The organism is Cyanobium sp. Aljojuca 7D2 (assembly GCF_024346415.1).
Taxonomy (GTDB): Bacteria; Cyanobacteriota; Cyanobacteriia; order PCC-6307; family Cyanobiaceae; genus Cyanobium_A.
In genome coordinates, this window is the sequence record NZ_JAGQCX010000011.1 from 1 (window position 1) to 23,423 (window position 23,423).

The window sequence follows — 23,423 nt, forward strand, 5'->3', positions numbered from 1 at the left end:
GCGCTGCAACGGTTTTCAATCGATCCGTGCTGGTCTGATGGCTGTGGCACACGACATCAGCCGAATGCTCGACTGGGTTGGCATCAGCCTTGCGGAAACGGGATGAATGGACTTTCAGTCAGCCCTGCCTGCCCACCCACATGGCAGATGTAGTCGAATGGGGCATGGCGACGGAACACAGCCAGCACCGCCTCAGCATCTGCAAGGTCGGCTTGAATGAAGTGGAATCGCCCTTTAGCGGCCTGCGATTCAAGCCAGGCCAGGTTCGCCGCAGATCCCTTCCGGAAAAGCGCATCAACAACGACCACCTGTGCGCCTTCCTTCAAGTAGGAAGCAGCAAGGTTGGATCCGAGAAAACCACAGCCACCAGTGATCAGAACTTTCATCGGATTCAGCAATGGGTAGAGGCTGGAATCTGCAGACCGCGCAGATCGGGCACGTAGCGCTCAATCTGATCAGCACGATCCGGCAGGCTGCCGGGAAGCAATCTACCGATAGCACCCAGCCGGTCCCATTCGGCCTGTGCGAATGCAAGAAGGCTGGTTGCCTGACCGGAGCCGACATTCACCACCAGCGGCACGCCGGCAGCAACATCGGGACGGATGCAAGCTGCCAGCAGGTGGTTGGCTACCACCTCGACAGAAACAAAATCGCTCACCTGCCGGCCTGAGGTCATTAGAAAATCCTTTCCTGAAAGGGCTGCGCTGCGGAGGGAAGGCCAGAAGTTGCCCTCAAACTGCCCCTCGCCGTAGGCGGTGAAGATACGGCCATAGAACAACTCCGAACCGCTAGCAATGGCGAAAGCTTGAAGCAGCTGAAATCCAGCCGCCTTACTAGCTCCGTAAGGGCTTAGGGGCTCTAGGGGAGCGTCGGGAGGAATAGGGTCATAGCGACGGGCAGCATTGCCGTACTCGTGGCTGCTGCCGGCTACAACGTACCTTCGTACTCCCGCCTCAGTCCCCAGCTCCATTAGCCGCAGGCTCCCTTCGGCGTTGGCTCGCACAAGCTCTCTCCAACTAGCCGGCTTTGGGTTCACCCCCGCAGAAGCCAGATGCACCAACGCGTCAACGCCATGGAACTGCGAGACCTGCAAATTGGCAAGATCTCCCTCGCACCAGTGGGGCTCGCTTGGTAAGGGGATGACTGGATGCGAGTGATGTGACCTGCGCAGCGCCACTACCTCGTGACCAGCCGCTAAGGATGCCGCCAATACATAGGACCCGATGAAGCCAGTGCCACCGGTGATAAACAGGCGCATCAGAGCTTACAGAACTTCTGAATCACCCCAATCTCCGCCTGAAGCATCGGCCCAGTGAGCCCTGGGTACGTGCCCAGAAACAGGGTGTTGTTCATGCTCACATCGGAATCGGCCAGATCACCCACCAGCCGCATGGATTCTGGTCGGTCGTGGCGCAGCTGCACAAAGGCCGGCTGGCGCACCAGGTTGCCTCCAAACAGCATGCGGTTGCCGATGCCATGGGCATCGAGCTCACGGGCCAGATCTGTGCGGCTGAAGGGTGCCCCTGCCTTCACCGCCAACTTGAAGCCAAACCAGCTGCACTCGCTGCGGCAGCCCGTGCCATCCCAGCTGAAGCCTGTCTCTGGATCCCAGCCTGTGGCATGGGTTGGCAGGGCAAACTCCAGCACATCCTCGTGGGCCGCCAGCCCCCGGCGCAGGGTCTCCCAATTCTGCTTGCGGGCTTCGATGAACTCAGGCAGGCGCTGGAGCTGCACCCGGCCGATGGCCGCTTGGGGATCGAGGGGCTTGAGGTTGAAGCCCAGATGGCTGTAGGTGTACTTGTGGTCGTAGCCCTCGGGCAGCTCGCCAAGTTGCCAGCCAAAGCGCTTGTTGCAGGTGTTGTCGATGCCGCTGGGGCACCAGCAGTCGCGGCCCCAGTCGCGGAAGCTTTCGGCGATCACCTTCAGCTTCTGGTCGCGCACAATATTCACCGCGCCGCCCTCGCCCATAGTCAGGTGATGGGGCGGGTAAAAGCTCTGGGTGCTGATGTCCCCCCAGGTGCCGGTCCAGCGGATCACGCGATCGGGGCCTTCATCAAGGCCGGGGCTGTTCTCTGTGAAACCCAGGCTCTCGGCTAGCTCGCGGGGCATCGAGTAGCTGCACCCCAAAGCATCGCAGTTGTCTTCCACCAGCCACAGCTTGTATTTGCGGCAGAAGGCCAGGGTGGTGGCCAGATCGAAGGGATTGCCCAGGGCGTGGGCCATCATCACGGCCTTGGTTTTGCCCGGGCTGTAGGCCGCCTCCAGCTGGTCGCAGCGGGCATTGCCGGTGATCGGGTTGGCGTCGATGAACACCGGCACCGCCCCCACCTGCACGATCGGCGCCACGGTGGTGGGGAAGCCCGCCGCCACCGTGATCACCTCATCGCCCGGCTGGATGCGCCGCTCGGCCGGCAGCTTGGGGGAGGTGAGCGCAGAGATGGCGATAAGATTGGCGCTGGAGCCCGAGTTCACCAACAGGCTGTGGCGCACGCCGAGGAAGGCAGCGAGCTCCTTCTGAAACGCCTCGCCCTCTGAGCCGAGGGTGAGCCAGAAGTCGAGCGTGCTGCTCACCGCTGCTTCCACCTCGTCTTCTGTGAACACGCGGCCGGCGTAGGGGATGGTGGTGCCCTGCCGCCAGGGCTGCCGAGCGGGATCAGCAGCTGGGCGGAAGTTGGCGTGCACCTGGCGGGCGTATTCGCGAGTGAGGCGCAGGATTTCCTGCTTCAGGGCAACTGGATCGTTCATGAACAGTGCTTGTCTATCGCGAAGAAATCAAAGATGGTTTCGGCATCCACATCCTCATCGCCACGGATGAATGACGGCATCTGCAGGTTGAGCCATTCGAGACGCTCGGAGAGTTCTTCGTCTTCAAATGTAGGGGTGTAAGGTTGCTGATCAGAGTTCATAAGTCTCAAGGGGTGTAGGCCTCCAGATCCGCCAGGCAGCACTCCAGGGCACTGGCCCCTTCGTGCACGGCGCGGTACCAGCCCACGGTTCGATCAATGGTGGTGGCGTAGTCCCAGCGGGGCTGCCAGCCGAGCCAGTGATGGGCCTTATCGATCTGCAGGTGCAGCAGGCCGGCCTCGTGGGGTGCACTCGAATCGCTCTGGTCGATCCATTGCCCCGGCCAGTGGCTGAGGATCGTGTCGATCAGCTCACGAACTGGGCGGTTGCTTTCCAGCTGCGGGCCAAAATTGAAGGCTTCGCAGGGCGGGGCGGGATCCGTAAGCAGCGCTTCCGCCAGGCGCAGGTAGCCGCCCAAAGGTTCGAGCACGTGCTGCCAGGGGCGCGTGGCCATTGGGTTGCGTACCGCGATCGGCTCGCCCTGGGCCAGGGCCCGCATCGCATCCGGCACGATGCGATCGGCAGCCCAATCGCCGCCGCCGATCACATTGCCGGCGCGGGCGGTGGCGATTCGCAGATGGGGCGTCTGGTGTGGGGCGCTGCCGCAGAAGCTCGAGCGCCAGCTTGCGATAGCGATCTCCGCTGCGGCCTTGCTGGCGCTGTAGGGGTCGTGGCCACCGAGCCGGTCGGGTTCGCGGTAGCCATAGGCCCACTCCTGGTTTTCGTACACCTTGTCGGTGGTGACCATCACCACCGCACAGGGATGCTGCAGAGGCTTCAAAGCCTCCAGCAGGTTGAGGGAGCCCTGCACGTTGGTGGCCCAGGTGCCGAGGGGGTCGGTGTAGCTGCGGCGCACGAGGGGCTGGGCGGCCAGGTGCAGCACCAGCTCGGGCTGGCACTGCTGCACGCACTGGCAAAGGGCCTCGCGATCGGCAAGATCGCCGATGTGATGGTGCCAGCACGCACCTGGCGGCTTCTGGGTGCTGAGCTGGCGAAAGAGATTGGGTTCTGGCTCGGGATGCAGGGCGTAGCCCCACACTTGGGCGCCGAGCTGCTGGAGCCATAGCAACAGCCAGCTGCCCTTGAAGCCGGTGTGGCCGGTAAGAAGTACGCGGCGGCGGTGCCAAAAACTTGTTTGATTCATTCGGCTGATAAAATCGACGGCAAAAGTTTTGCCCGCTTAATTTCGGCGCTCATGCGATTCCCGTAGTCCATCGTAAACGTATTTAAAGATACTCTTCACCCCGGGAATCATTGCCAGCCCTCCAAGGAGTCGCACCACCCATTGGTCTGTCCAATAGGGCGATGAGTAGGAACGAAGAAAAGCAATAGGATCCTTGCCCCGCACGCGATAATCATCGCGATAGGCGATGAGCTTGAAGCATGAAGCAATGCGCAACTTCAGCAAACCTTTTCTGCCCTTGCGTAGCAGCCACCAAGCCCTTCGGCGGCAAACTTCAGCATGGACAAGTCTTTCGAAATTGGTATATTCAGTAAGCCTTGCAACGCACATATTGACAGTGTAGTAACTACGGTCGCCCCTGTCCGTGGCGGCTACAACATGAAAGTTGAGGTCTGCAGTTTTCCGATGGGCCGATTCGTGCAGGAGTGCCAAAACGAAGGTGTAAAGATCGGTGGCTTGGTAAATCGAGTCGTGATAGTTCTGGTTCCAGAATCGAGGCCTGATAAAAAGCGTGCTAATAAACGCAAGAGCATGAATATTCCCTTTCGCTGTGATGTCAAGGCCATTGTCGTAGATGGAAACTGGTTCAGCAGCCCTGGTGGCAGCATCTGGGCGGCTTACGCCAACCAGACGACCATCTGCATTGAGCTTGGCAGTCAGCCCCCTGGCAAACACAACCTCGTGAGGCAATGCTTGCAGCGTTTTAATCAGTCTCGGCAGGCAATGGAGAAGGATGTGGTCGTCGTCGCCGAATACCCAGACCCACTCGGCGGAAGAGGTTGCAATGCATTTCGCGATATTCCTTATCAATCCTATGTTCTCTTCGTTCTGTTGAGCTGTTAGCAGCCCGCGATCTACAAAGTGGCCAATAACGGATGATGTTGTATCTGTGGAACAGTTGTCAATTACCCGAAGCGAGATAAACTCGCTTTGGGAGTGTACAGACGCGCTTAACTCCCTCAGAGTAGAATGCAGTATCGAAGCGCGGTTGTACGTGGGGACAACGATCTCAAGAAAACGACTGGATGTCATAACGTGTGGATCGAGAGACTTGATATCAAAAGACGACAATCAAATAAACACGTATCTCTGGCTAATCCATCGAGTCACCATACCTTCCAGGGTGCCTTTTGATTGCTCCATAGATCCTCCAAAAGCTGCCGATCGCGCAACGTGTCCATTGGCTGCCAGAAGCCGCAGTGGTGATAAGCCGTGAGCTGCCCATCAGCAGCGAGGCCCTTGAGGGGTTCCTGCTCCCAGATCGTTTCGTCATCAGCGATCCGATCAATCACCTCCGGCTCCAGCACAAAAAAACCGCCGTTGATCCAGCCGCCATCGCCCTGGGGCTTCTCCTGGAAACCACTCACCCCATGGGCATCACTAAACTGCAAGGCGCCGTAGCGACCCGGTGGCTGCACCGCGGTCACGGTTGCCAACCGACCCTGGGCCCGGTGGTGGGCAACCAGGGCGGTGACGTCAACATCCGCCACACCGTCACCATAGGTGAAGCAGAAGCTGTCATCCCCCACATAGTCACGAACCCGCCGCAGGCGCCCTCCGGTGAGGGTGCTATCGCCAGTATCCACCAACGTGACCTCCCACGGCTCAGCTTTTTTGTGGTGCACTTCCATAGAGTTTAGCTTCATGTGAAAGGTCACATCACTCATGTGCAGGAAATAGTTGGCAAAATACTCCTTGATCACATAGCCCTTGTAGCCGCAGCAGATCACGAATTCATTAATGCCATGGGCGCTGTAGATCTTGAGAATATGCCAAAGGATCGGCTTGCCGCCGATCTCCACCATTGGCTTGGGCTTGAGGTGGGTTTCCTCGCTGATGCGGGTGCCGAGGCCACCGGCCAGGATCACGGCTTTCATGCTTGTAGCGGTTTCGGTTGGTTCACAAAGGCTCGGAAACTTGCACTGCTGGCGGTCAGCTCGTGATAAGAGCCAATTGCGCGGATCCGTCCCTGCTCCAGCAGCACGATCCGATCGCAACGCTCAACCGTGCTCAGCCGGTGGGCGATCAGGATCACCGTGATCGCCCGATCCAGCGCCTCCACCGCCGCCATCACCTCCGCTTCCGTGCGGTTGTCGAGGGCGCTGGTGGCCTCATCCAGCACCAGCAGCTCCGCCTGCTTGTAGAGCGCCCGGGCAATGCCGATCCGCTGCCGCTGGCCGCCGCTCAGGCGCACCCCCCGCTCACCCACTACCGTGTCATACCCCAGCGGGCTGCTCTCGATCAGCTCAGCAATCCGCGCCTGTTCAGCTGCGCGGCGCACCCGCTGGGGATCAATCCGCTCGGCTGGCACCCCGAAGGCGATGTTGGCCACAAAGCTGGCATCGCTCAGATAAATCTGCTGGGGCACTTGGGCCACCCGCCGCTGCCAGGCCTCCACCAGCCCAGGCCGGCCGTGCAGGTCTTCTCCATGCACCAGCACCCGACCGCCACTGGGCTGCAGCAACCCCAGCAGCAGATCGCTGCAGGTGCTCTTGCCGCTGCCGGTGCTGCCCACAAAGGCGATCCGTTCACCCGGCTGGATCGCCAGCTCCAGGCCCTGCAGCACCCAGGGGCCCTCTTCGCTGTAACGGAAGCTGATCTGCTCCAACTCAACCAGAGGCATGGACGCTGCTGCAGGGCGGCGAGGGATCGGATCTGCTGCCGTCGCAGCAGCGGTTGCCAAGTCTCCAGGCTGCAGAAACGGCTCAATATTGAGCAGCGAGGCCTGGTTCGCCTGCAGGCTGCTCAGGGCACCAAAGCATTGCTGCAGCGGCTGCAGCAGCCGATAGGCCCCCAGGGCCAGGGTGCCGAGCAGCGGCAGCTGGCGCTCAATTCCCTGGCCGCTCAGCGCCAAGACCAGCGACAGCCCCACGATCAGCAGCACCGCAAAGCCTTCGATCAGGTAACGGGGCACCTGGGCCTTGGTGTTGATCGCCGCGATCGCCAACCGGTAGTTCGTATTCCGGCTGGCATAGGCCTGCTCGAAAAAGGGTTGGCTCCGCTCGAGCACCACATCGCGGATGCCGCCCAGCGCCTCCTGGGCCGCCTGCAGGCTGCTCTGGTAATTGGCGGTGAGGCGCTGGCCATCGGCCCGCAGGTTGCCCCGCGTGAAGCGGAACACCAAAAGGTAGAACCCCGCCAGCAGAGCCCCTACCACCGCCATCACGGCCGGGGCAAGCGCAATCAGTGAGCCGCCCAGCAGCACCACGATCGCCAGGTTCACCACCACCAGCAGCAGCGCCTGGATGCTTGCGCTCACCTGATCCACATCCTTGGTGAGATAGCCCAGCACCGTGCTGCTGTTCTGGCTCAGGTGCCAGGCGAACGGCCGCCGTAGCACCGCCGCAAACACCTGTTGCCCCAGATCAGCCGTGATCAGCGCCGTCAGCCGCAGCTGGGTTCGGATCGTGATCACCCGCAGCAACGAGCTTGCCACCACCACCGCCATGAACGCAAGCCCCAGGCTGAGCAGCAGGTGCGGCTCCGGCAGGTTGCGCAGCGGTGCAGCAAGCGGGCCCAAAGCCTTGAGGCCCTCCTGGGGATTGGCCAGCAGGCGCAGGAAGGGGAGCAGGGCCCCCAGGTTGGCCACCTCCCCAGCGGCAGCCAGCAGGCTGAGAAGCTGCAGGCCCAGCAGCTGGCGACGGCGGCGGGGGCTCAGGGCGTTCCAGAGCGGCCGTAGTCGGAGCAGTTTGGATCGAAAGGAAGCAACCAAACCGGTGATGGTCAGAGGATCAAATGAACAGCATCAGTGCGTCGCGTCGCAATAGCGCTGATACGAATGGGCGAAGCGCTCCATCCCCAGCTCCAGCGGCGTGGATGGCCGGAAGCCCACCCAGGCCTCCAGGGGCCATACACCCTGAAGAAGCGCGGCCCCGTGGCCGGAAGCCCTCCAGCCACGCACCATGCCGATGAGGTTGCTCAGAACGTACTCCGATGGGTTTCGAACGCGCGGCCCCCCGCCTTGGGCGGCAGCATGCACCACGAGGCTTGTTCGCGCATGAGTGAACAGGTCGCCCATAGCGACGCCATCCGCGATCTCGAGCTGATGCGCGGCGGTGGGATCCCAGCAAAGGAGACACCAGATCTGGTGCCCATGAGGCCGTCAGCTGCGGAGCGTTGCCGATCCCTCGCCCACGGTCCACACCTGCAGCCCCGCCGCCCGTGCTGCCGCCGCATCGGCCTTGGCCCGCGCATCAAACAGCCAGGCCGGCTGCCGCATCACCGCGACAACCTCAGGCCAGTTGATCGCCGCAAACGCCTGCCACTCGGTGAGCAGCAGCAGGGCATCGGCGCCACTGGCCGCCTGCTGCACATCCGCCACCGGCTGCCAGCGGCCATCCCCGGCCGGCTGGCCCAGGTCGAGCGCCATCTGCGGTTCGCTCACCTTCGGGTCAAGGATCTGCAGGATCGCCCCCTCCTCCAGCAGATCCCGGCAGATGCGGATCGCCGGCGATTCGCGCGTGTCATTCGTATCGGCCTTGAAGGCAAAGCCCAGCACGCCGATCCGCTTGCCGCTCACCGTGCCGAACAACCGCTGCACCACCAGCCGGGCAATGCGGTGCTGCTGCCAGCTGTTGAGCGTCACCACCTGCTCCCAGTAGGCCGCCACCTCCTCCAGTCCGTAGTGGCGGCAGAGATACACCAGATTCAGGATGTCCTTCTGGAAGCAGCTGCCGCCGAAACCCGGCCCCGCCTGCAGAAACTTCGGCCCAATGCGGCTGTCCGACCCGATCGCCTTGGCCACCTCGCGCACATCCGCCCCGGTGGCCTCGCAGAATGCCGCAATGCCGTTGATCGAGCTGATCCGCTGGGCCAAAAACGCATTGGCGGTGAGCTTGCTCAGCTCGCTGCTCCACAGATTCGTGGTGAGGATGCGCTCGGCCGGCACCCACTGGCCGTAGATCGCCGCCAGGGCCCGAATCGCCTCTTGATCCTCTCCGCCGATCAACACCCGGTCGGGGGCCTCCAGATCAGCGATCGCCGTGCCCTCCGCCAGGAATTCGGGATTGGAGAGCACCGAGAACGTGCGGGCCGGCTGATCGCCGCCTGAGCCAGCGCAATCCACCGACCCCAGGATCTGCTGGATCACCTCGGCGGTGCGCACAGGCAGGGTGCTCTTCTCCACCACGATCGTGTGCCCGCGGTTGGTGGGCACGCCCCACCACCGCATCCAGCCCCGGCTCATACACCGGCAGCTGGGCCAGATCGGGATCATTCCAGGCCGCCATCCGCTGGGCATTCAGGTCCACCACCGTCACCTGCACGTCCGGGCAGCGGTCGGCGATCACCGCCATCGTGGGCCCGCCCACGTAGCCGGCACCGATGCAGCAGATGGAGGTGGCCTTCATGCCGGCACCTCCTGGGGCTCCTGGGTGGAGCCGATCAGCTCGCGGAACCAGGCGATGGTGGACTCAAGACCCTGCTCCAGAGGCACCGTGGGCTCCCAGCCCAGCTCACGCCTGGCCAGATCGATCACCGGCTGGCGTTGCAGGGGATCATCCGCCGGCAGGGGTCTGCACACCAGCTCCAGATCGGGGTTGATGCGCGCGCGCACCAGCTCCGCCAGCTGGCGGATCGTGAACTCTCCGGGGTTGCCGATGTTGATCGGACCGGTGTGCTGCCCGTTCATCAGCCGGATCATGCCCTCGATCAGGTCATCCACGTAGCAGAAGGAGCGGGTCTGGCTGCCGTCGCCATAGAGCGTGAGCGGCTCACCGCGCAGGGCCTGCACGATGAAATTGCTCACCACGCGGCCGTCATCGGGCAGCATGCGCGGCCCGTAGGTGTTGAAGATGCGCATCACCCGGATCTCGGTGCCGTGCATGCGCTGATAGTCGAAACAGAGGGTTTCGGCGACGCGCTTGCCCTCGTCGTAGCAGCTGCGGATGCCGATCGTGTTCACGCAGCCGCGGTAGCTCTCGGGCTGGGGATGCACCTCCGGATCGCCATACACCTCGCTCGTGCTGGCCAGCAGCAGCCGCGCCCCCATCCGCCGCGCCAGACCGAGCATGTTGTACGTGCCCAGAAAGCTGGTTTTGGCGGTCTTGATCGAGTTGTGCTGGTAGTGCACCGGCGAAGCGGGGCAGGCCAGGTGCCAGATCCGGTCCACCTCCAGGCGGATCGGGTCGGTCACGTCGTGGCGGATCAGCTCAAAGCGCGGATGGCCGATCCACTGGGCAATGTTGGCCTTGCGGCCGGTGAAGTAGTTGTCGAGGCAGATCACCTCCTCGCCGGCCGCCATCAGCCGGTCCACCAGGTGCGAACCCAGGAAGCCGGCGCCGCCGGTGACCAGATTGCGGGTGATGGAGTTGGGCATCAGTGGGGAATCAGGGTTTGGTGCCAGGCCCAGGCGTGGCTGAGGATCGTGCTGAGTTCGGGGTAGCGCGGCTGCCAGCCCAACTCGCGGCGGGCGCGCTCCGCTGAAGCCACCAGCACCGGTGGGTCGCCGGGGCGACGCGGGGCCACGTGGGCCAGCAGACCCCGGCGGGTGATGGCCTTGGCGGTGTCGATCACCTGCTGCACCGAGTAGCCGGTGCCGTTGCCCAGGTTGAACACATGGCTGCCGCCTTCGGCCAGCAGCTTGCGCAGGCCGAGCACGTGGGCGTCGGCCAGGTCGCTCACGTGGATGTAGTCGCGGATGCAGGTGCCATCGGCGGTGGGATAGTCATCCCCGAAGATCTGCAGGTACGGGCTGCGGCCGCTCAGGGCGTCGAGCACCAGCGGGATCAGGTGGGTTTCGGGCGTGTGGTCTTCGCCAAGGTCGCCGACTGGATCTGCGCCGGCGGCATTGAAGTAGCGGAAGATCACGCTGGGCAGCCCGTAGGCGGCGCCGAAGTCGGCGATCAGCTGCTCCACCATCCACTTGCTGCGCCCGTAAGGGTTGATTGGCCGCTGCGGGCAGGTTTCGGCGATCGGGATCTGCTCCGGATCCGGGATGCCATAGGTGGCGCAGGTGCTGGAGAACACCAGCGGCAAGGGCTGTCCGCCGCGGCGCCGGCCCTCGGCCAGCAGCGCCTCCAGCAGGATCAGCGAATCCCCCAGGTTGTTGCGGTAATACCTGGCCGGATCGGCCACGCTCTCGCCCACATAGGCGTAGGCGGCGAAGTGCAGCACCGCCTCGATCGCCTCACCAGGTCGTCCAGGCGCGCCGCCGGTGGCCGGGTGCTCACCGCTGAGCAGCTGATCGAGCAGGGCCCGATCGCCCAGCTGCCCCACCACCAGCGGCACCTGCAGCACCTGCTCCACCACAGGGCGATGGCCGTACACAAGGTTGTCGAGCACCACCACCCGCAGGCCCTGGCGCTGCAGCGCCCGCACGGTGTGGCTGCCGATGTAGCCGGCACCGCCGGTCACAAGGATGGTCATGGCTGTGCTCCCTCGCCCACGCGCCGTCGGGCAGCGGTCGGCGATCTCCGCCATCGTGGGGCCGCCCACGTAGCCCGCGCCGTAGCCGAAGGCTTCTCGCGAAGCGAGTTGCAGCAGATGGAGCGCACCTGGGTGGGTGTTGGTGGCAGTCCGGAGCGTGTTGAGGAGGCGTGCATCAGCGAGGCGGGCGTCGCGGCGGCGGGCTGCGATCCGCACCCCAGCCAGCACAGATGGTGCACAGGACACCTGATGTCCAGGAAGTCCGCGGCAGCAGCTGCAGCGCTGATCAGCCCTCCTTGGGCCGGAACCCCTCTTGGTTCTGTGTGACCGGGATCAGCACCGCGGCAGTCCCCAGTTGCTGGCGCACGCTGGCCGGCAATTCCATCCCCTGGCAGTCTCCATCGCCCCGATCCACCACATGCCAGGTGCGGTGCGTGGCGCACAGCGGACAGAACAGCGTCTCCAGCCATTGATCGGCCAACACCTGGACGCCAAAACCGGCAGCCCACTCCTCGGCCTGCGGTCGCCCTGGCGGTGCTGCAAACAACCCGCCAGCGGCATTGCGCACCAGGTGACGTTTCACCGAGCAGCTGATCAGCCGCTGCTCGCTGTGCACCGGGCAGTGGATCCGGCGCAGCCGCTTGCGGCCGCGGTGTGTGCGCTGCCGGCGCGGCCTCGTGGCGGCCTCGCTCTCGTGGTGGTCTTGGTTGTGCTGATCCTGGCTGTGCTGAGCCTGGTCGTGCTGATCCATGGCAAATCAGGCAGGGCGTTGCTCAAGTCAGAGCTGGCTGCCTCAGGCGTGGGGCCCTAGCAGCGGCCACGGCTGATCGAGGTCCGGTCTGGGCGGAGGGGCAGCGCCGAGCGGCTCAGGGCTGGATCTGCCTCAGCTGCCGTTGCACGTCCTCCAGCTGAGCCTTCACACCATCGGGGAGGGGGTGGATACTGAGGGCGCCGCTGTCGGCGCGGCGCACCTGCCAGAACAACGTCGCCCTGCACTCCGCACAGAAAAACTGCTCGATCCAGGCGTCCTCCACGGCCATCAGTTGATGCCGCCGCAGCCAGACACCAAAACGCTCCCGTTCCACAGGCCCGGCCCGCAGGCTGCCATCGGCGGCAGCAGCCAGGTAACGCTTGGGGGAACAACTCAACAACAGCGCCTCCGGATGCAGTGGACAGCGCAGATCCCGTCGTGGCCTCCGGCGTCGCGTCATCGCTTCAGCCAGCACTCAAGCCTCAGTTGGGCACACCATGCCCGCGGAAGGCGCCGGGGCGGTTGGGGAGCTACGCATCCTGTGCGTAGGCACACCACACCTGCGGTGGCGCTGCACTGGCTGGACCGGGAGGTCAACCTGCCGAGAGCGGCCTGACGGAGACGGAACGTCAATCTCATCTAGGCGGGGCATCTGTGGCCCTGGCCTCATTTAATACCGAGTTCACTGATCCGGCAACGGTGCACCAGGGTTTATGCGGAAGATGCATGGAGTGGGCCCGGCTTCAGGTGCGGCGCGGCCACAGCAGCCCAGTTGCGGGTCGCGTCGGTCCACCTCCCGTTTCCCCATCGCCTCCGCTGCCACCTCCCCCACCACCGGAGCCGGAAAACAGCGGTCCCTGCTGCGGGTGCTGACGGGCGCCCACCGCGCTCATCGGCGGGAAGTGGCGGATGAAGTCCGCCGAACCGGTGATCAGCTGCATCCCACCCGGGGGCAGGCTGCTGATGAAGTGCAGCTCGTTGCATTCCCGCCAGTGGCTCAGGGCCAAGGGTGAGCTCCAGGGGCTGGCCTGGTTGTGGCTGGTGCCGTCTGGCAGCCACAGCCACACGTCCCGGTCGCTGGAGCGCTGGCCCAGCTGCAGCATCACCCCGTCCGGTCGGGTGACCTTGCCGAAATGGGTGCTGGCACCGCGGATGCTGGTGGAGCCGATGAACAGCGGCGCCGGCAGCTGGATCAGCGGCGGTGGGGCATCAAACAGGCCCTGGTTCTGAAGGGTGAATTCGTAGTGGCCTAGGGCAATGCCGCTGCGCAGCTGGTGGCCGTTGGCGTAGATGCTGGCGCCGATCGCCGAGGGGAGGCCGCCAAAACTGTTGCCCGAATAACCGTGCAGCACCACCTGCCCGTAGAACTGCTTGCTGGTGCGGGGGAAGACGGCGATTGAGCACCAGCCCGTGGTGCCAGGGCTCTTGTAGAGGGCATGGCAGCTGTCGCGATGCAGCTCGTCGTTGCCGCCATGGGTCTTGAGGGCCCAGCAGAAGAACTCCTGGCCGGGGGTGGTGTCGCGTGCGATCAGCAGGATCGCGCCGACGCTGGTGGCCCCGGCGAGGGTGCTGTCGACATAGGCCAGTCCGGTGCTGTTGCCGGTGGAGTTGTTGTAGGAGCCGTAGCCGCCGTTGCTTGTGGTGTCTGAGAAGGTGCTGGCCTTGGCGCTGCCAAACACCGCACTACTGCTCGATTGGCTCTCCCCTTGGGCGGTGGTGCTTTCGGTGAGGAGCCAGAGGTGGCCGGCTTCGACGGGATGGCCCAGCTGCCAGGTGTAGCCCCAGCGGTTGGCGGTGGCATCGGCATGGGAGCGAACCACGCTCAGCGGTGTGGTGGCATTGCCCGGGAGATCGTTGACGGCAGCTGCAAAGGAGCGGAAGGCCCCGTCGAGCTGCATGCCGACCCCAGCCGGATCCTTGCTGGTCCACTTCCAGCTGCCGGGAGCAAAGGACTGGCAGAACACCTGATAGGTCATGGCCCCGTGCCTCCCTGGGGTGCAGGTGCGTCCTTGGTGCGCAGCAGCAGGCCATGGCCGCCGATCGCCAACCACTCGCTGCCATCGGGCGCCTTGAAGTAGCTCATCGCCGCACTGCTCAGATTCACCACCGCGAAGTCGGGGGGAAGAAGCAGGGGTTCCCAGAACTGGGCCGGTTCGTTGGCGACCTCGTAGTAGCTCCAGTCGGTGGTGGCGATCACCAGCTCGGCGGGCCGGCTGATCCGCACCACGGTGAGCAGCCCATCGCGCAGCAGGCCGCGGGAGCCGGAGGGCTGGCCGGAGCGCACGTTCCAGCTCACCGCCCGCAGCGCATCGGAGGTGGTGGAGGGGGGTGAGGCAGCCAGGATCCAGTTTCCGGACACCTGGTCGCGGGCAATCAGCAGCGGCATCGCCTGGCGGTTGGTGTAGCGGTGCTGGCTGTAGGCAAAGACGAAGTATTCAGCCCCTGGCGTCAGCGACCAGGCCACCTGCGCGTTGAACGGCAGGGGGGTGGTGCTCCAGGTGCCGCTGCTGGTGCCCACATCCCCGGCTGGAAGCACCCAACCCTGTTGGGTGTCGCCGCCTAGGAAGGGCTCGGTGTTGCCGATGCCCGGGCGGATCACCAAGGCGGTGCCGGTTAGGAACACCTCGAGGATCAGCACCGCCGGATTGCCGCCGGGTGTGAGCTGCGAGAGGGTCGCCTCGATGCGCCAGCCGCAGGGATCGGTGGCGGTGGCCTCGGGATTGGGGGCGGTGACGATGCGCAGCTGGTGCTGGCTCACCTGGGCGTTGGCCGCGGCGATCCAGTTCTGCAGGTAGCCATTCACCTCCGTGGCGACAGAAGGCCAGGTGGTGTCGGTGCCGAGGCGGCTGATGTCGATCAGGGTGCGGCTCATGGGCTGGTCCTCATGGCGCCAGCACCACCGCGGTCACGGTCACAGCGATGGCGGCCTGGGAGGTGCCGGTGTTGCGCACCAGCGCCCGCAGGGGCGGTTGGGGTGTGGTGGTTGTCATCTCACTGGTGAAGTAGGTGCCACCCGGTGGAGCTGTGATCGAGAGGGCCTCGGCGGTGGTGGCCAGATCCAGCAGCACGCCGCTCCCCGGTGCCGGGTCACGGGTGACGGGACGGCTGCCATCGGCCTCCCGGGCAGTGGCCGAGCTGTAGAGGCTCACCCAGGCGGGTGCATCGGTGCTGACGGCCAGGACATGGCCGAGGCGGCCCAGGCCCTGCAGGTCGAGCAGGGCGCTGGCCCCCGGCAGCAGGGGCGTGGTGGTGGCGCTCACGCTCACCTGCTGGCCGGGGAGCTGGGTGCGCGGGAGCCAGTTGGCCATGCCCTTGCCCTCTGGTGGTTACGGCAGCACCTCGATGCGGCGGATCGCCCGCACCTGCGTCGCGAAGTCGTTCGTCTTGCTCTGGGCGAACTGATCGCCCAGGTAGGTCATGCGCTGGTAGGCGGTGCCACTGGCCACCTGGGTCGAGGTCCAGTGGAAGAAGGGATCGTCGCCGTAGGACTCATCGAAGTGCTTGAGCGTCTCGGCGCCATTGGCGCGGAAGGCGAGCACCGAGGTCAGCGCCGGGTTGCTGTCGGTGTAGTTGCCGCCCGCCGGCACCGCATAGGGGTTGGCGCCATAGCCCGCCCCTGAATAGGTGCCGGCGATCGTTGCCTCCGGCTTGAAGGAGCGGTAGAGGATGTCCCACTCCTGGGTGGCGGGCAGATACCAGTCGTCGTAGCCGCCGATGTTGAGCGAGCGGCAGAACTGCGCCGCCGGGTGGCTGGCGTTGTTCATCGCCTCGCTGTTCGCCCAGCCGTCAAACACGCTGGTAGTGCCGGCGCTGGAGGTGTTGGCCGTCTTCCAGGCCAGGTTGAGGGCCGAGCCAGATGCCTTGGGCGAAATGATCAGCGCATGGGTGGCGACGCCATTGGCGGTGTGGCTGATCAGGCCGGCGTAGTAGCCGCCCTGGAAGGAGCTGCCGATGGCCGGCAGGTCCGCCACCCGGATCGGGCCCAGCTGATAGACGGTGCCGGTGAGCAGATCGAGGTAGAGGTCGCCATCAACGGCACCGGGGATGGTGGAGGGCGGTGCACCCGTGCCGGTGAACCAGCCCGTGCCGCGCGGGCCCATCAAGCCATCGACACCAGCAGGGCCTTGGATGCCTTGCGGACCTTGGGGTCCGGCCGGTCCTTGCGGACCTGCGGCGCCAGCAGGGCCCGCCACACCAGCAGGCCCTTGGGGCCCCTGGATCGAGCCGCCGTCCACCCAGCTGCTGGTCTCGCTGTCCCATACCCGCAGCGAGTCATCGGCCTGGACGATGTAGGCATCGCCCTGATCCGGGTTGGCCGGCAGGTTGGCGATGGCCGCCACCGAGCCTTTGAAGTTGATGCCGATGCCGGCCGGGCCCTGGATGCCCTGAGCACCGGCAGGACCAGCAGGGCCAGAGGGGCCAGCCGGGCCTTCCGGTCCTTGCAAGCCGGCGGGGCCTTGAGCGCCCTGGGGACCAGCAGGACCCTGGGGGCCCTGCACACCAGGTGAACCCTGCGGGCCGGCGGGTCCCTCAGGACCGCGGATTGAACCGGTGGAACTCCAGGAACCCATGGCAGCCAGGCAGCGCTGTTCTGCCGGCTATTGCCATGGCGATGGCGCCCGCGATCCGCACTCGGCGAGATCTCAGCTGAACACCACCACCACCGACAGAGCAGCCGGACTGCCGCTGACAGAGGTGATCTCCAGCCACAACCAGTGATCGCCCGGCAGCTGGGGATTGAGCAGGTTGGTGGTGGTGGCGCCAGTGGTGGTGCTGCTCACCGTCATCGGCGTGCTGGTCACCGCGGTGCCTGCAGCCGAGACATCGGCGCCATGGCGCAGCGAGAAACTGACGCTCGGGCTGCTGCCGCCAGTGAGCACGGCATCGACGCGGCTGATGGTCAGGGCTTGCGGTGCCCGCAGCAGGATGCGCCGGTCATTGGTCTGGGGGCTGGCCAGCCAGGCCAGCTGTGGCGCCATCGGCCCGGCCGGTCCGAGCAACGAGGCCAACTGACGCCAGGAGAGGGGCATGGAGAAGAGGGCGCGGCGTCACTGGCTCTTGCCAGCGCGTCCCCAAGTACGCGATGTGGCCAGGGCCAACTCCAAACGAACTCCTAATCGACGCCAACTGCTGGAGTTGCGCTCAGCGCTGCTCCAGCAGTTGGCCGAGTCGCTGGGAAATCAGCTGCAGCTGCTTCTGCTGGCGGAGCTGCTGCTCACCACCGCTCTCGGTTGGCCCTGTGTCGTAAAGGGCCAGCAGCAACCCCTGCGTGCGCCCTGTGGTGCTGCAACCCACCGGGCAGAGCAGCAGCATGCCCTTACCTGTCGTCATAGAACGCACCGCCAGCGGCAGCGCGCTGGGGGCGTCGCTGGCGCACAGGCCGAGAGCCGCGTGGCCGAGGGCATCGGCGATCTCCACGCCGAGCAGGGGTTGCTGCCCAGGCGTCAAAGCCAGCTGGCCATGGCGCCCATCGGCCGCCAGCACGGTCACACTGCCGCCGCCTTCCCACTGCAGCAGCGCCAGGGTGTGGAGGCCATCGCCGCCGCTCTCGATCGCGGTGCGCAACAGCGACTGCACCTGGCCCTGCCGCGCACGCACCTGTTCCTGCAGGGTGGCGGTGGTGGTGGTGCTCATCCGCTTGGCCAGATCCGGCTGCAGGGTGATCAGCAGCCAGGCGGTGTAGAGCACTAGGCCCAGCAGCACGATGCGCGAGAGGCGGTAGAGCAGCTGCCAGGGATTGCGGGCATCGAGCACCTCGCCCACGGCCTTCTGCAGCGCATCGCTGGCCGAGCGGGTGAACACCTCCACCCGCTCGGCCAGGCCTTTGTTGGAATCGGGCACAGGTCGATCAGGCGCTGAGTTCGTAGACCTGCCCGCTCAACCGATCCAGATAGAAGTCCCCCACCGCCGGTGGCGGCTCCAGGGTGGAGGGCGGCGGGCCATCGCCGGAATACCAGCGGGTGGCTCTGCTGCCGACACCTGATTCCTGCACCACCGCCAATGCCGGCTCACCGCTGCTGGGGTCCGGCATGAAGCCCAATCCGCCATTGGGGTGCAGGCGCAGGCGCCAGACCACAGCGTGGCGGCCGTCGTAGGGCTCACCGGTGATGCCGCCGCTGGGGATCAGTGGCTGGATCACGCCTGCGGTGCCGCCACCGCCATCGCGATTGTTCAGGAGTTGCTGGGGCGGCACCGGACAGCCCACCAGAGCGATCCGCAGGGTGGCGATCAGCATCCCCAGCTGCACCTGCACGGTCACATCGGCCCGCTGGGCATAGACGTGCCGCAGACGCGGGGCTTGCCTAGAGACCGCCGGCCAGGGGACGACGTTGCTGCTGCCATCGCCCCACGTCACGGAGATCGGCGTGGGGATGCTCTGGCGCGGGTTGATCAGCAGCTCGATCGCGGCTGAGCCGATCGGTTCGTTCCAGCGACTGTCGGCTGGCAGCCAGAACAGCTCGAGGTCATCCGCAGGGATGGGGCCCTTGCGGTAGCCCAGTTCGGCCCAGCGGCTGAACTCCATCGGCAGCACCCATTGCTCCACCCCCGGACAGCCCACTGGTGGAAGCAGTCGCACCCGTTGGCCGCCCACGGTGCGTGGTTGCTGGGGCATTGGGTAGGGCATGGCCAGCAGGTGGTGGGATCAGATCAGCGGGTCGTCCAGGAGACCTTCTGGCAGGGCGCTGAGCGGCGCATCCTGTTCCGCCGGTGCACTCGGCTGGGGGAGAGGAGCAGCGTCGGCCGCGGCCTCCGGATTCAGCTCTTCCCTGGACTTGCGAACCCGCTTGCCGCGGGCTGATGCAGTTCTTGCATCGCCTGTTGCCTCGTGCTCCGGCTCAGATAGCAGAGCAGCGGTCGTTGGTCCGCTGTCCTCCTCCGTAGTGCGGGTGCCTCTTGTGGCCTCAGGTGCTTTCGCCCCGGCCACGCGCCAACCGATTGCCAGCCAGCCGGGCAGATGCACCGGCCAGACATGGCGCTCCTCCTGCCCCTTGCTGATGCGCAGCATCCCTGCCGTCTGGGGGCCTGCTCCGTGCAGCGCTGCCATGGTCAGGCGGGCAGGGTGGCGGTCAGACCGACCACCATTCCCTCGGGCGTGGAGGGGGTGACGACGGCCTTGGCAAAGCAGAGCGCCGGCAGGTCGGCGTTATCCACATCAGCGGTGTCCAGCAGGATGTCGTGGCCGCTGATGTAGGCCTCCACCCGGCCGCCCTCCGCTGGCACCGCAACGGTCGCTACCGGCACGAAAGTGCCCATGGTGCCGTCGCGGAGCTCGGGGGCCAGGTGCAGCACCACCGTCACCGCAGCGCTGTGGCCCGGATGGGAAGCGAGCAGTGAGAAGCGGGATGCGGCATCGAGCTTGGTGTTGAGTTTCACCACCTCACCACTGGTGAACACCTTCTCGGTGTCGCGGGTGGCGGAGCGGTTGGTCCAGCCCACCAGCACGGTGGCGGCATCCAACAGGGAGTTGGCTTTGAGGCGAGTCATCGGTCGATCTCCATTGAGGGGGTGCGGAGTGGCGGTCAGGAAATGGGGGCGATGCTGTGCAGCCGGCCGGCGGCGCGGGGGTGCATGACGCCAAAGCCCACGTACCAATCGATCCGCGTGCGGAACACCGGGGCATCAGGCACCTCACCCAGATCCCGCACCGAGATGCCGTAGCGGCCCTGGAATGGGCCCTGCAGACCGGTGACGGCCTGATCCCCAAAGGTGCAGCAGTAGATCGAGCTGGTGCCGCCGGCTTCCCCGTAGCCGAGGACTTCGAGGCCCTGGGCGTCGCGGTCGACGGTGAGGATCTGGCACTCCTGGTAGTGATGCACCATCACCCCCAGGTTGTTGGTGCTCACGTTGTAGACGCCCTGGCCAACGGTCTGACGGGCAAGAGCGTTGAGCTGGCGGCGCATCGCCTTGCTCATCACCAGATACTTCCTGCCGCCGTAGGAGTTCACCGAGTCGATCAGCTCGTCGAGCTTGTCGAAATCGAGCGCCCCGCCGCCGTTGTTCAGCGCCATCTCACTGCCAGGGGAGAGGCGCTTGGCCAGGCCGTCAAAGCCCCGGCCCTGGCTGGCGGTGGCATCGCCGTTGATCAGTGCCGCCTCCAGGGTGAGCCGCATGGAGCGGACCTTCATCTCGGTCTGAGCAGCCCTGGCCTCAGGCCCCTGTAGATCGACGATCGAACGGTCCACATCCACATCGCCACCAAACAGGTGGACGGCTTCTGACTGGGGATCGACGACGCCGTAGCTCTGCTTGTAGCCCTCGTTCACGGCCCGGAAGCCCACCGAGGGGAGCTCCTTCTCGACGGAATAGAAGAGGCCGCCGCCGGCGATGTTCATGAACGGCAGCCAGCTGAGCAGTTCGCCCTCAGCGAAGGTCTTGATCACCGCCAGGTGCTCCAGGCGGGTCTCGTACTTGGCTGCCTCGATCAGGGTGAGGCCCATCGGTGCTGCACTCCCGGGGCCCGGCCCCAGATCACGTCACCGGCTATTGCCAACGTCGCCGAGAGGTCAGGCCGTTGGGCTCAGGGCTGCTCCGCCGCCAGTCGCAGCACCTCGATCGGCGACTGGGCGAGCTGGAAGGCGCGGTCGTTGGTGAGGAGTGCATCGCAGCCCCAATGCACCGCGGCGGCCAGATGGATCGCATCGGCTGTCTGCAGGCGGGTGGAGGCCCGCAGCTCCGCCGCCCGCTCCATCACCTCTGGATGGAGCGGCACCACGGTGCAATCCGAGAAGAAGCTTCGGAAGGCAAGCAGGCGGATCTGATCAGCCAAGCGCAAGGGACCCACCAGGCATTCCATGCGCACCAGATCGCTGATCACCCAGTCCGCATCGGCGTAATGCTCCAGCTGCTGCAGGGTGTGACGCCGCAGACCCTCAGCCCCATCAAGCGCATAGATCAGCACACACGAATCGAGGTAGAGCCGCATGCCTCACCGCCAGCCGGCCCGTTCGTGCTCCAGTGCGGTGTCGATCTGCTCCTGGCTGAGGCCCTGAGCTGTGGGAATGGCGGCCTGCAGGTCCAGCAGCTTGGCCAGCAGCCTGCGGCCTGTCGGCGTGGACTCGTCAGCCGGGGTGATCGCCACGGTCACACGACCGGTCGGTGTTCCAGCCGGCAGCTGAAGGGTCCGGTCCTCCTTGATCTCTGCTGTGAAGGAGAAGCTGCCCATCGCCAGTGCGTGGATGCGCCCACGTTAGGAACGGAAGCTGCATCCGGCTGCTGGCTGGCGCGCCGAGGGGAAGCAGCGGAGCGGATCCATGGCCACCGGTTCTCGATGGGGCTCCGCTCCGGCCCCCCTCATGGTCGGGGGGCGCCTCAAGGGTGATACGAGCCCGCCGGTGTGGACGTTGGCTCCGCTGCGCTCCGCATCTGTGTGGTGGACGGGCCCTTGACCCGCCCCCCGCCGGCAGAGGGGTCCTACGCGGTGCCCTCCCATGGCTTCTCTGTCCCGCAAAGTCCAGCTGCAGCAGTTCTCCTGGCAGGTGCTGGAAGATCTGGCGTTCTCGAGGGGGGCGCTGGCCACGGCTTGCTCAGCTGGCGGCCCAGGTGCTTTTCGAGCAGCAGGCAGCCGCTCCGGCCATGCCGGTTGATCCAGAGATGGAGGCGCTGCTGCCCTATTGAGGGCTGCCAGCCGGCGGGGCTCCCTCGGGGGCCTGCCGTTCTGCTGGTCGCAGCCGCCGGCAGACACCGCACCAGAACCAGCGGACCTGGCAGGCCACCGATCCACCGGGACGAACGATGCCACTGGCAGAGGTTCAGCACGCGCCGGGCCCGGAGCCTCACGATCGGCGAGGGCCTGAGCACCGCTGCCCCAGCCGTCTCGCCCTGGCAAGGATCAGGCCGGGCGCCTCTGCGAGGCGTCCTTGCCAGGTCGCTACAGCCGGGGCTTGACGCGGGTGTCCCTCGCCTTCCTCGTGATGGCCTCCTTTTCTCCCCGCTGCGAAATCCGCCAGCTGGCGGTGTTCGTCTATCCCGGCGGGATCAAGGCCGCCGATGCAGAGCGCATCACGGTCTTCTATGGCCGCCGCGGCAAGCCGGTCAAAAAGCCCCGCTTGATTCCGGCGCAGCTGGCCCATCAGCTGGCTCGCAAGCTGCAGGCGCGGCGCCTCGGCACCGTGGCGGTGCTCTGAGCCGCCAGGGGCTGCGGCCCCTGCCCCGGTGGGCCTGCCGGCCCCCGGGGCTTTTGCTGCCCGACATGCGAGCAACGACCGGACCCTGGCCACCGGCCACACAATGCCCGCAGAAGACCGCACTCCCCATGAGCCAGCAGAGCCACCAGCCCTCGTTGCTGAACCGCATCGCCCGGGTCCTGCTGTGTCTGGTGTTTGTGAATGCCGTGATCGGCAAGCTGACGGGCTTTGCCGGTGTGGCAGGCGCCATCGCCGCCAAGGGACTGCCGCTGTCGCCGCTGCTGCTGGTGGCGGCCATGGCCCTGATGGCGGTGGGCTCAGCACTGGTGATCAGTGGCTGGAAAGCCCGACTCGGGGCGGTGCTGCTGCTGCTGTTCCTGGTGCCCACCACCCTGCTGTTCCACGGCGATGTGGCGGACAGCGGCGAACGGATTCAGCTGTTCAAGAACCTGGCGATCATGGGCGGCTTGCTGCTGGTGGCCGACCAGGACAGCAGGGGCTGAGGGGGGATTTCCCAGAACCTGAAAAATTTCCGAGGCACCCTGCGCCGTGTCCGGAAACAGGGGGAATACCCCCAGATTTGCAGACTTCTACAGCGATCTGCAGGGATCTCCAGGGAGTTGCAGGGAGCTGATTTTGAAACGCGAATTATGAGGAGAATTCGCGATTTTTTTCACGTCAGTTTCTCCCCTTTTGATCTGTTGATCGTTTGTCCGGCGCTGTTTTCCGGGCGCCGGGCAGCTGCAGGGTTGATCGGCTCGCGCGTCAGTGGCGGCGGGGTGGATTCGTTGAGCGCTGCTGTGCTCGCTCGGCTGCATCCATCCGGCGAGCCAGGCCAGCGGCCCACCGGCGGCCGGGGTCACCGCCCCAGCCATCCCAAGCTTGGCGACCCTTGCCGTATTGGCCCCAGGTTGAGCCCTGCTTGTCCACCTCATGGCGAGCGAAGTAGCTCACCATTCGATCGATCGTCTGCGGTGAGAGCTCCTGGCGGTTGAGCAGTTGCCGCGCCCGGGCCAGCCCCACCGGCGTCATGCCCCGGTTGGAAGGGGGCTGTTGGGCCCGGCGCTCCAGCGCACGACGGGCAGCAGCGGCCACAGGGGCCGGCGGCCGGAAGGAGAGACCCCGATAGAAGCTGCTCGGCCGCCGTGCCATTGGA

General features: G+C 65.5%; 27 protein-coding genes and 1 pseudogene. 2 read left to right on the forward strand and 26 right to left on the reverse strand.

The features are described from left to right. Nucleotides 1-83: 83 nt before the first annotated feature. The 25 genes and pseudogenes from KBY57_RS11370 to KBY57_RS11490 form a co-directional block, all read right to left on the reverse strand. Nucleotides 84-386 (reverse strand): SDR family NAD(P)-dependent oxidoreductase, encoded by a 303-nt coding sequence (locus tag KBY57_RS11370; RefSeq protein WP_254995997.1) that lies wholly within the window; start codon nt 384-386, stop codon nt 84-86. A 5-nt stretch (nt 387-391) separates the two neighbouring features. Continuing rightward, complete coding sequence (locus KBY57_RS11375) at nt 392-1,258, reverse strand: NAD-dependent epimerase/dehydratase family protein (protein ID WP_254995998.1); 867 nt, start codon at nt 1,256-1,258, stop codon at nt 392-394. Further along, complete coding sequence (rfbH, locus tag KBY57_RS11380; protein ID WP_254995999.1) at nt 1,258-2,745, reverse strand: lipopolysaccharide biosynthesis protein RfbH; 1,488 nt, start codon at nt 2,743-2,745, stop codon at nt 1,258-1,260. The genes KBY57_RS11375 and rfbH overlap by 1 nt, the downstream gene beginning before the upstream one ends. Then, on the reverse strand, nt 2,742-2,906 hold the full coding sequence (locus tag KBY57_RS11385) for a hypothetical protein (protein ID WP_254996000.1): 165 nt from the start codon (nt 2,904-2,906) through the stop codon (nt 2,742-2,744). The genes rfbH and KBY57_RS11385 overlap by 4 nt, the downstream gene beginning before the upstream one ends. Before the next feature lie 5 nt (nt 2,907-2,911). Then, nucleotides 2,912-3,988, reverse strand: coding sequence for a CDP-glucose 4,6-dehydratase (rfbG, locus tag KBY57_RS11390; protein ID WP_254996001.1), 1,077 nt, complete (start codon nt 3,986-3,988; stop codon nt 2,912-2,914). A gap of 36 nt (nt 3,989-4,024) precedes the next feature. Continuing rightward, nucleotides 4,025-5,098, reverse strand: a complete 1,074-nt coding sequence (locus KBY57_RS11395) for a glycosyltransferase family 2 protein (RefSeq protein ID WP_254996002.1) — start codon at nt 5,096-5,098, stop codon at nt 4,025-4,027. Nucleotides 5,099-5,133: 35 nt separating this feature from the next. Further along, on the reverse strand, nt 5,134-5,904 hold the full coding sequence (gene rfbF, locus KBY57_RS11400; protein WP_254996003.1) for a glucose-1-phosphate cytidylyltransferase: 771 nt from the start codon (nt 5,902-5,904) through the stop codon (nt 5,134-5,136). Beyond that, the gene (locus KBY57_RS11405; RefSeq protein WP_254996004.1) at nt 5,901-7,739 is read right to left on the reverse strand and encodes an ABC transporter ATP-binding protein; all 1,839 of its coding nucleotides are present in this window, start codon (nt 7,737-7,739) and stop codon (nt 5,901-5,903) included. Before KBY57_RS11405 ends, rfbF begins: the two co-directional genes overlap by 4 nt. Before the next feature lie 390 nt (nt 7,740-8,129). After that, nucleotides 8,130-9,375, reverse strand: a pseudogene (locus tag KBY57_RS11410) (nucleotide sugar dehydrogenase). Further along, nucleotides 9,372-10,343, reverse strand: a complete 972-nt coding sequence (locus tag KBY57_RS11415) for a UDP-glucuronic acid decarboxylase family protein (RefSeq protein ID WP_254996005.1) — start codon at nt 10,341-10,343, stop codon at nt 9,372-9,374. Before KBY57_RS11415 ends, KBY57_RS11410 begins: the two are co-directional and overlap by 4 nt. Next, nucleotides 10,343-11,392, reverse strand: a complete 1,050-nt coding sequence (galE, locus tag KBY57_RS11420) for a UDP-glucose 4-epimerase GalE (RefSeq protein WP_254996077.1) — start codon at nt 11,390-11,392, stop codon at nt 10,343-10,345. The genes KBY57_RS11415 and galE overlap by 1 nt, the downstream gene beginning before the upstream one ends. A 286-nt stretch (nt 11,393-11,678) precedes the next feature. Then, the gene (locus KBY57_RS11425; protein ID WP_254996006.1) at nt 11,679-12,143 is read right to left on the reverse strand and encodes a hypothetical protein; all 465 of its coding nucleotides are present in this window, start codon (nt 12,141-12,143) and stop codon (nt 11,679-11,681) included. A 115-nt stretch (nt 12,144-12,258) separates the two neighbouring features. Beyond that, nucleotides 12,259-12,603, reverse strand: a complete 345-nt coding sequence (locus KBY57_RS11430; RefSeq protein WP_254996007.1) for a hypothetical protein — start codon at nt 12,601-12,603, stop codon at nt 12,259-12,261. 283 nt (nt 12,604-12,886) lie between these two features. Beyond that, nucleotides 12,887-14,119, reverse strand: a complete 1,233-nt coding sequence (locus KBY57_RS11435) for a hypothetical protein (RefSeq protein ID WP_254996008.1) — start codon at nt 14,117-14,119, stop codon at nt 12,887-12,889. Beyond that, the gene (locus tag KBY57_RS11440; protein WP_254996009.1) at nt 14,116-15,015 is read right to left on the reverse strand and encodes a hypothetical protein; all 900 of its coding nucleotides are present in this window, start codon (nt 15,013-15,015) and stop codon (nt 14,116-14,118) included. Before KBY57_RS11440 ends, KBY57_RS11435 begins: the two co-directional genes overlap by 4 nt. A 10-nt stretch (nt 15,016-15,025) precedes the next feature. After that, entirely contained in the window at nt 15,026-15,451 is a 426-nt protein-coding gene (locus tag KBY57_RS11445) for a hypothetical protein (RefSeq protein WP_254996010.1), read from the reverse strand. An 18-nt stretch (nt 15,452-15,469) separates the two neighbouring features. Further along, nucleotides 15,470-16,588: a hypothetical protein gene (locus tag KBY57_RS14215; RefSeq protein ID WP_261356819.1), complete on the reverse strand. Its 1,119-nt coding sequence runs from the start codon at nt 16,586-16,588 to the stop codon at nt 15,470-15,472. Nucleotides 16,589-16,786: 198 nt separating this feature from the next. Next, on the reverse strand, nt 16,787-17,173 hold the full coding sequence (locus KBY57_RS11455) for a hypothetical protein (RefSeq protein WP_254996011.1): 387 nt from the start codon (nt 17,171-17,173) through the stop codon (nt 16,787-16,789). Nucleotides 17,174-17,285: 112 nt separating this feature from the next. Further along, nucleotides 17,286-17,984, reverse strand: a complete 699-nt coding sequence (locus KBY57_RS11460) for a hypothetical protein (protein WP_254996012.1) — start codon at nt 17,982-17,984, stop codon at nt 17,286-17,288. A 7-nt stretch (nt 17,985-17,991) separates the two neighbouring features. After that, nucleotides 17,992-18,768 carry a hypothetical protein gene (locus KBY57_RS11465; RefSeq protein WP_254996013.1) on the reverse strand — a complete coding sequence of 259 codons (777 nt, stop codon included), beginning with the start codon at nt 18,766-18,768 and terminating at the stop codon, nt 17,992-17,994. An 18-nt stretch (nt 18,769-18,786) separates the two neighbouring features. Next, a complete protein-coding gene (locus KBY57_RS11470; protein WP_254996014.1) occupies nt 18,787-19,188 on the reverse strand; it encodes a hypothetical protein in 402 nt (133 codons plus the stop codon). A gap of 2 nt (nt 19,189-19,190) precedes the next feature. After that, nucleotides 19,191-19,628 carry a hypothetical protein gene (locus KBY57_RS11475; protein WP_254996015.1) on the reverse strand — a complete coding sequence of 146 codons (438 nt, stop codon included), beginning with the start codon at nt 19,626-19,628 and terminating at the stop codon, nt 19,191-19,193. Nucleotides 19,629-19,663: 35 nt separating this feature from the next. After that, a complete protein-coding gene (locus KBY57_RS11480) occupies nt 19,664-20,581 on the reverse strand; it encodes a major capsid protein (RefSeq protein WP_254996016.1) in 918 nt (305 codons plus the stop codon). Nucleotides 20,582-20,661: 80 nt separating this feature from the next. Continuing rightward, nucleotides 20,662-21,066 carry a type II toxin-antitoxin system VapC family toxin gene (locus tag KBY57_RS11485; protein WP_254996017.1) on the reverse strand — a complete coding sequence of 135 codons (405 nt, stop codon included), beginning with the start codon at nt 21,064-21,066 and terminating at the stop codon, nt 20,662-20,664. A gap of 3 nt (nt 21,067-21,069) precedes the next feature. Further along, on the reverse strand, nt 21,070-21,306 hold the full coding sequence (locus KBY57_RS11490) for a hypothetical protein (RefSeq protein WP_254996018.1): 237 nt from the start codon (nt 21,304-21,306) through the stop codon (nt 21,070-21,072). A 727-nt stretch (nt 21,307-22,033) separates the two neighbouring features. Here KBY57_RS11490 and KBY57_RS11495 point away from each other — a divergent pair. Both KBY57_RS11495 and KBY57_RS11500 read left to right on the forward strand, forming a co-directional pair. Further along, on the forward strand, nt 22,034-22,267 hold the full coding sequence (locus KBY57_RS11495) for a hypothetical protein (RefSeq protein WP_254996019.1): 234 nt from the start codon (nt 22,034-22,036) through the stop codon (nt 22,265-22,267). A 128-nt stretch (nt 22,268-22,395) separates the two neighbouring features. Continuing rightward, nucleotides 22,396-22,770 (forward strand): DoxX family protein, encoded by a 375-nt coding sequence (locus KBY57_RS11500; RefSeq protein WP_254996020.1) that lies wholly within the window; start codon nt 22,396-22,398, stop codon nt 22,768-22,770. A gap of 262 nt (nt 22,771-23,032) precedes the next feature. Here KBY57_RS11500 and KBY57_RS11505 read toward each other — a convergent pair whose 3' ends face one another. Next, entirely contained in the window at nt 23,033-23,419 is a 387-nt protein-coding gene (locus KBY57_RS11505) for a hypothetical protein (protein ID WP_254996021.1), read from the reverse strand. Nucleotides 23,420-23,423: the final 4 nt, after the last annotated feature.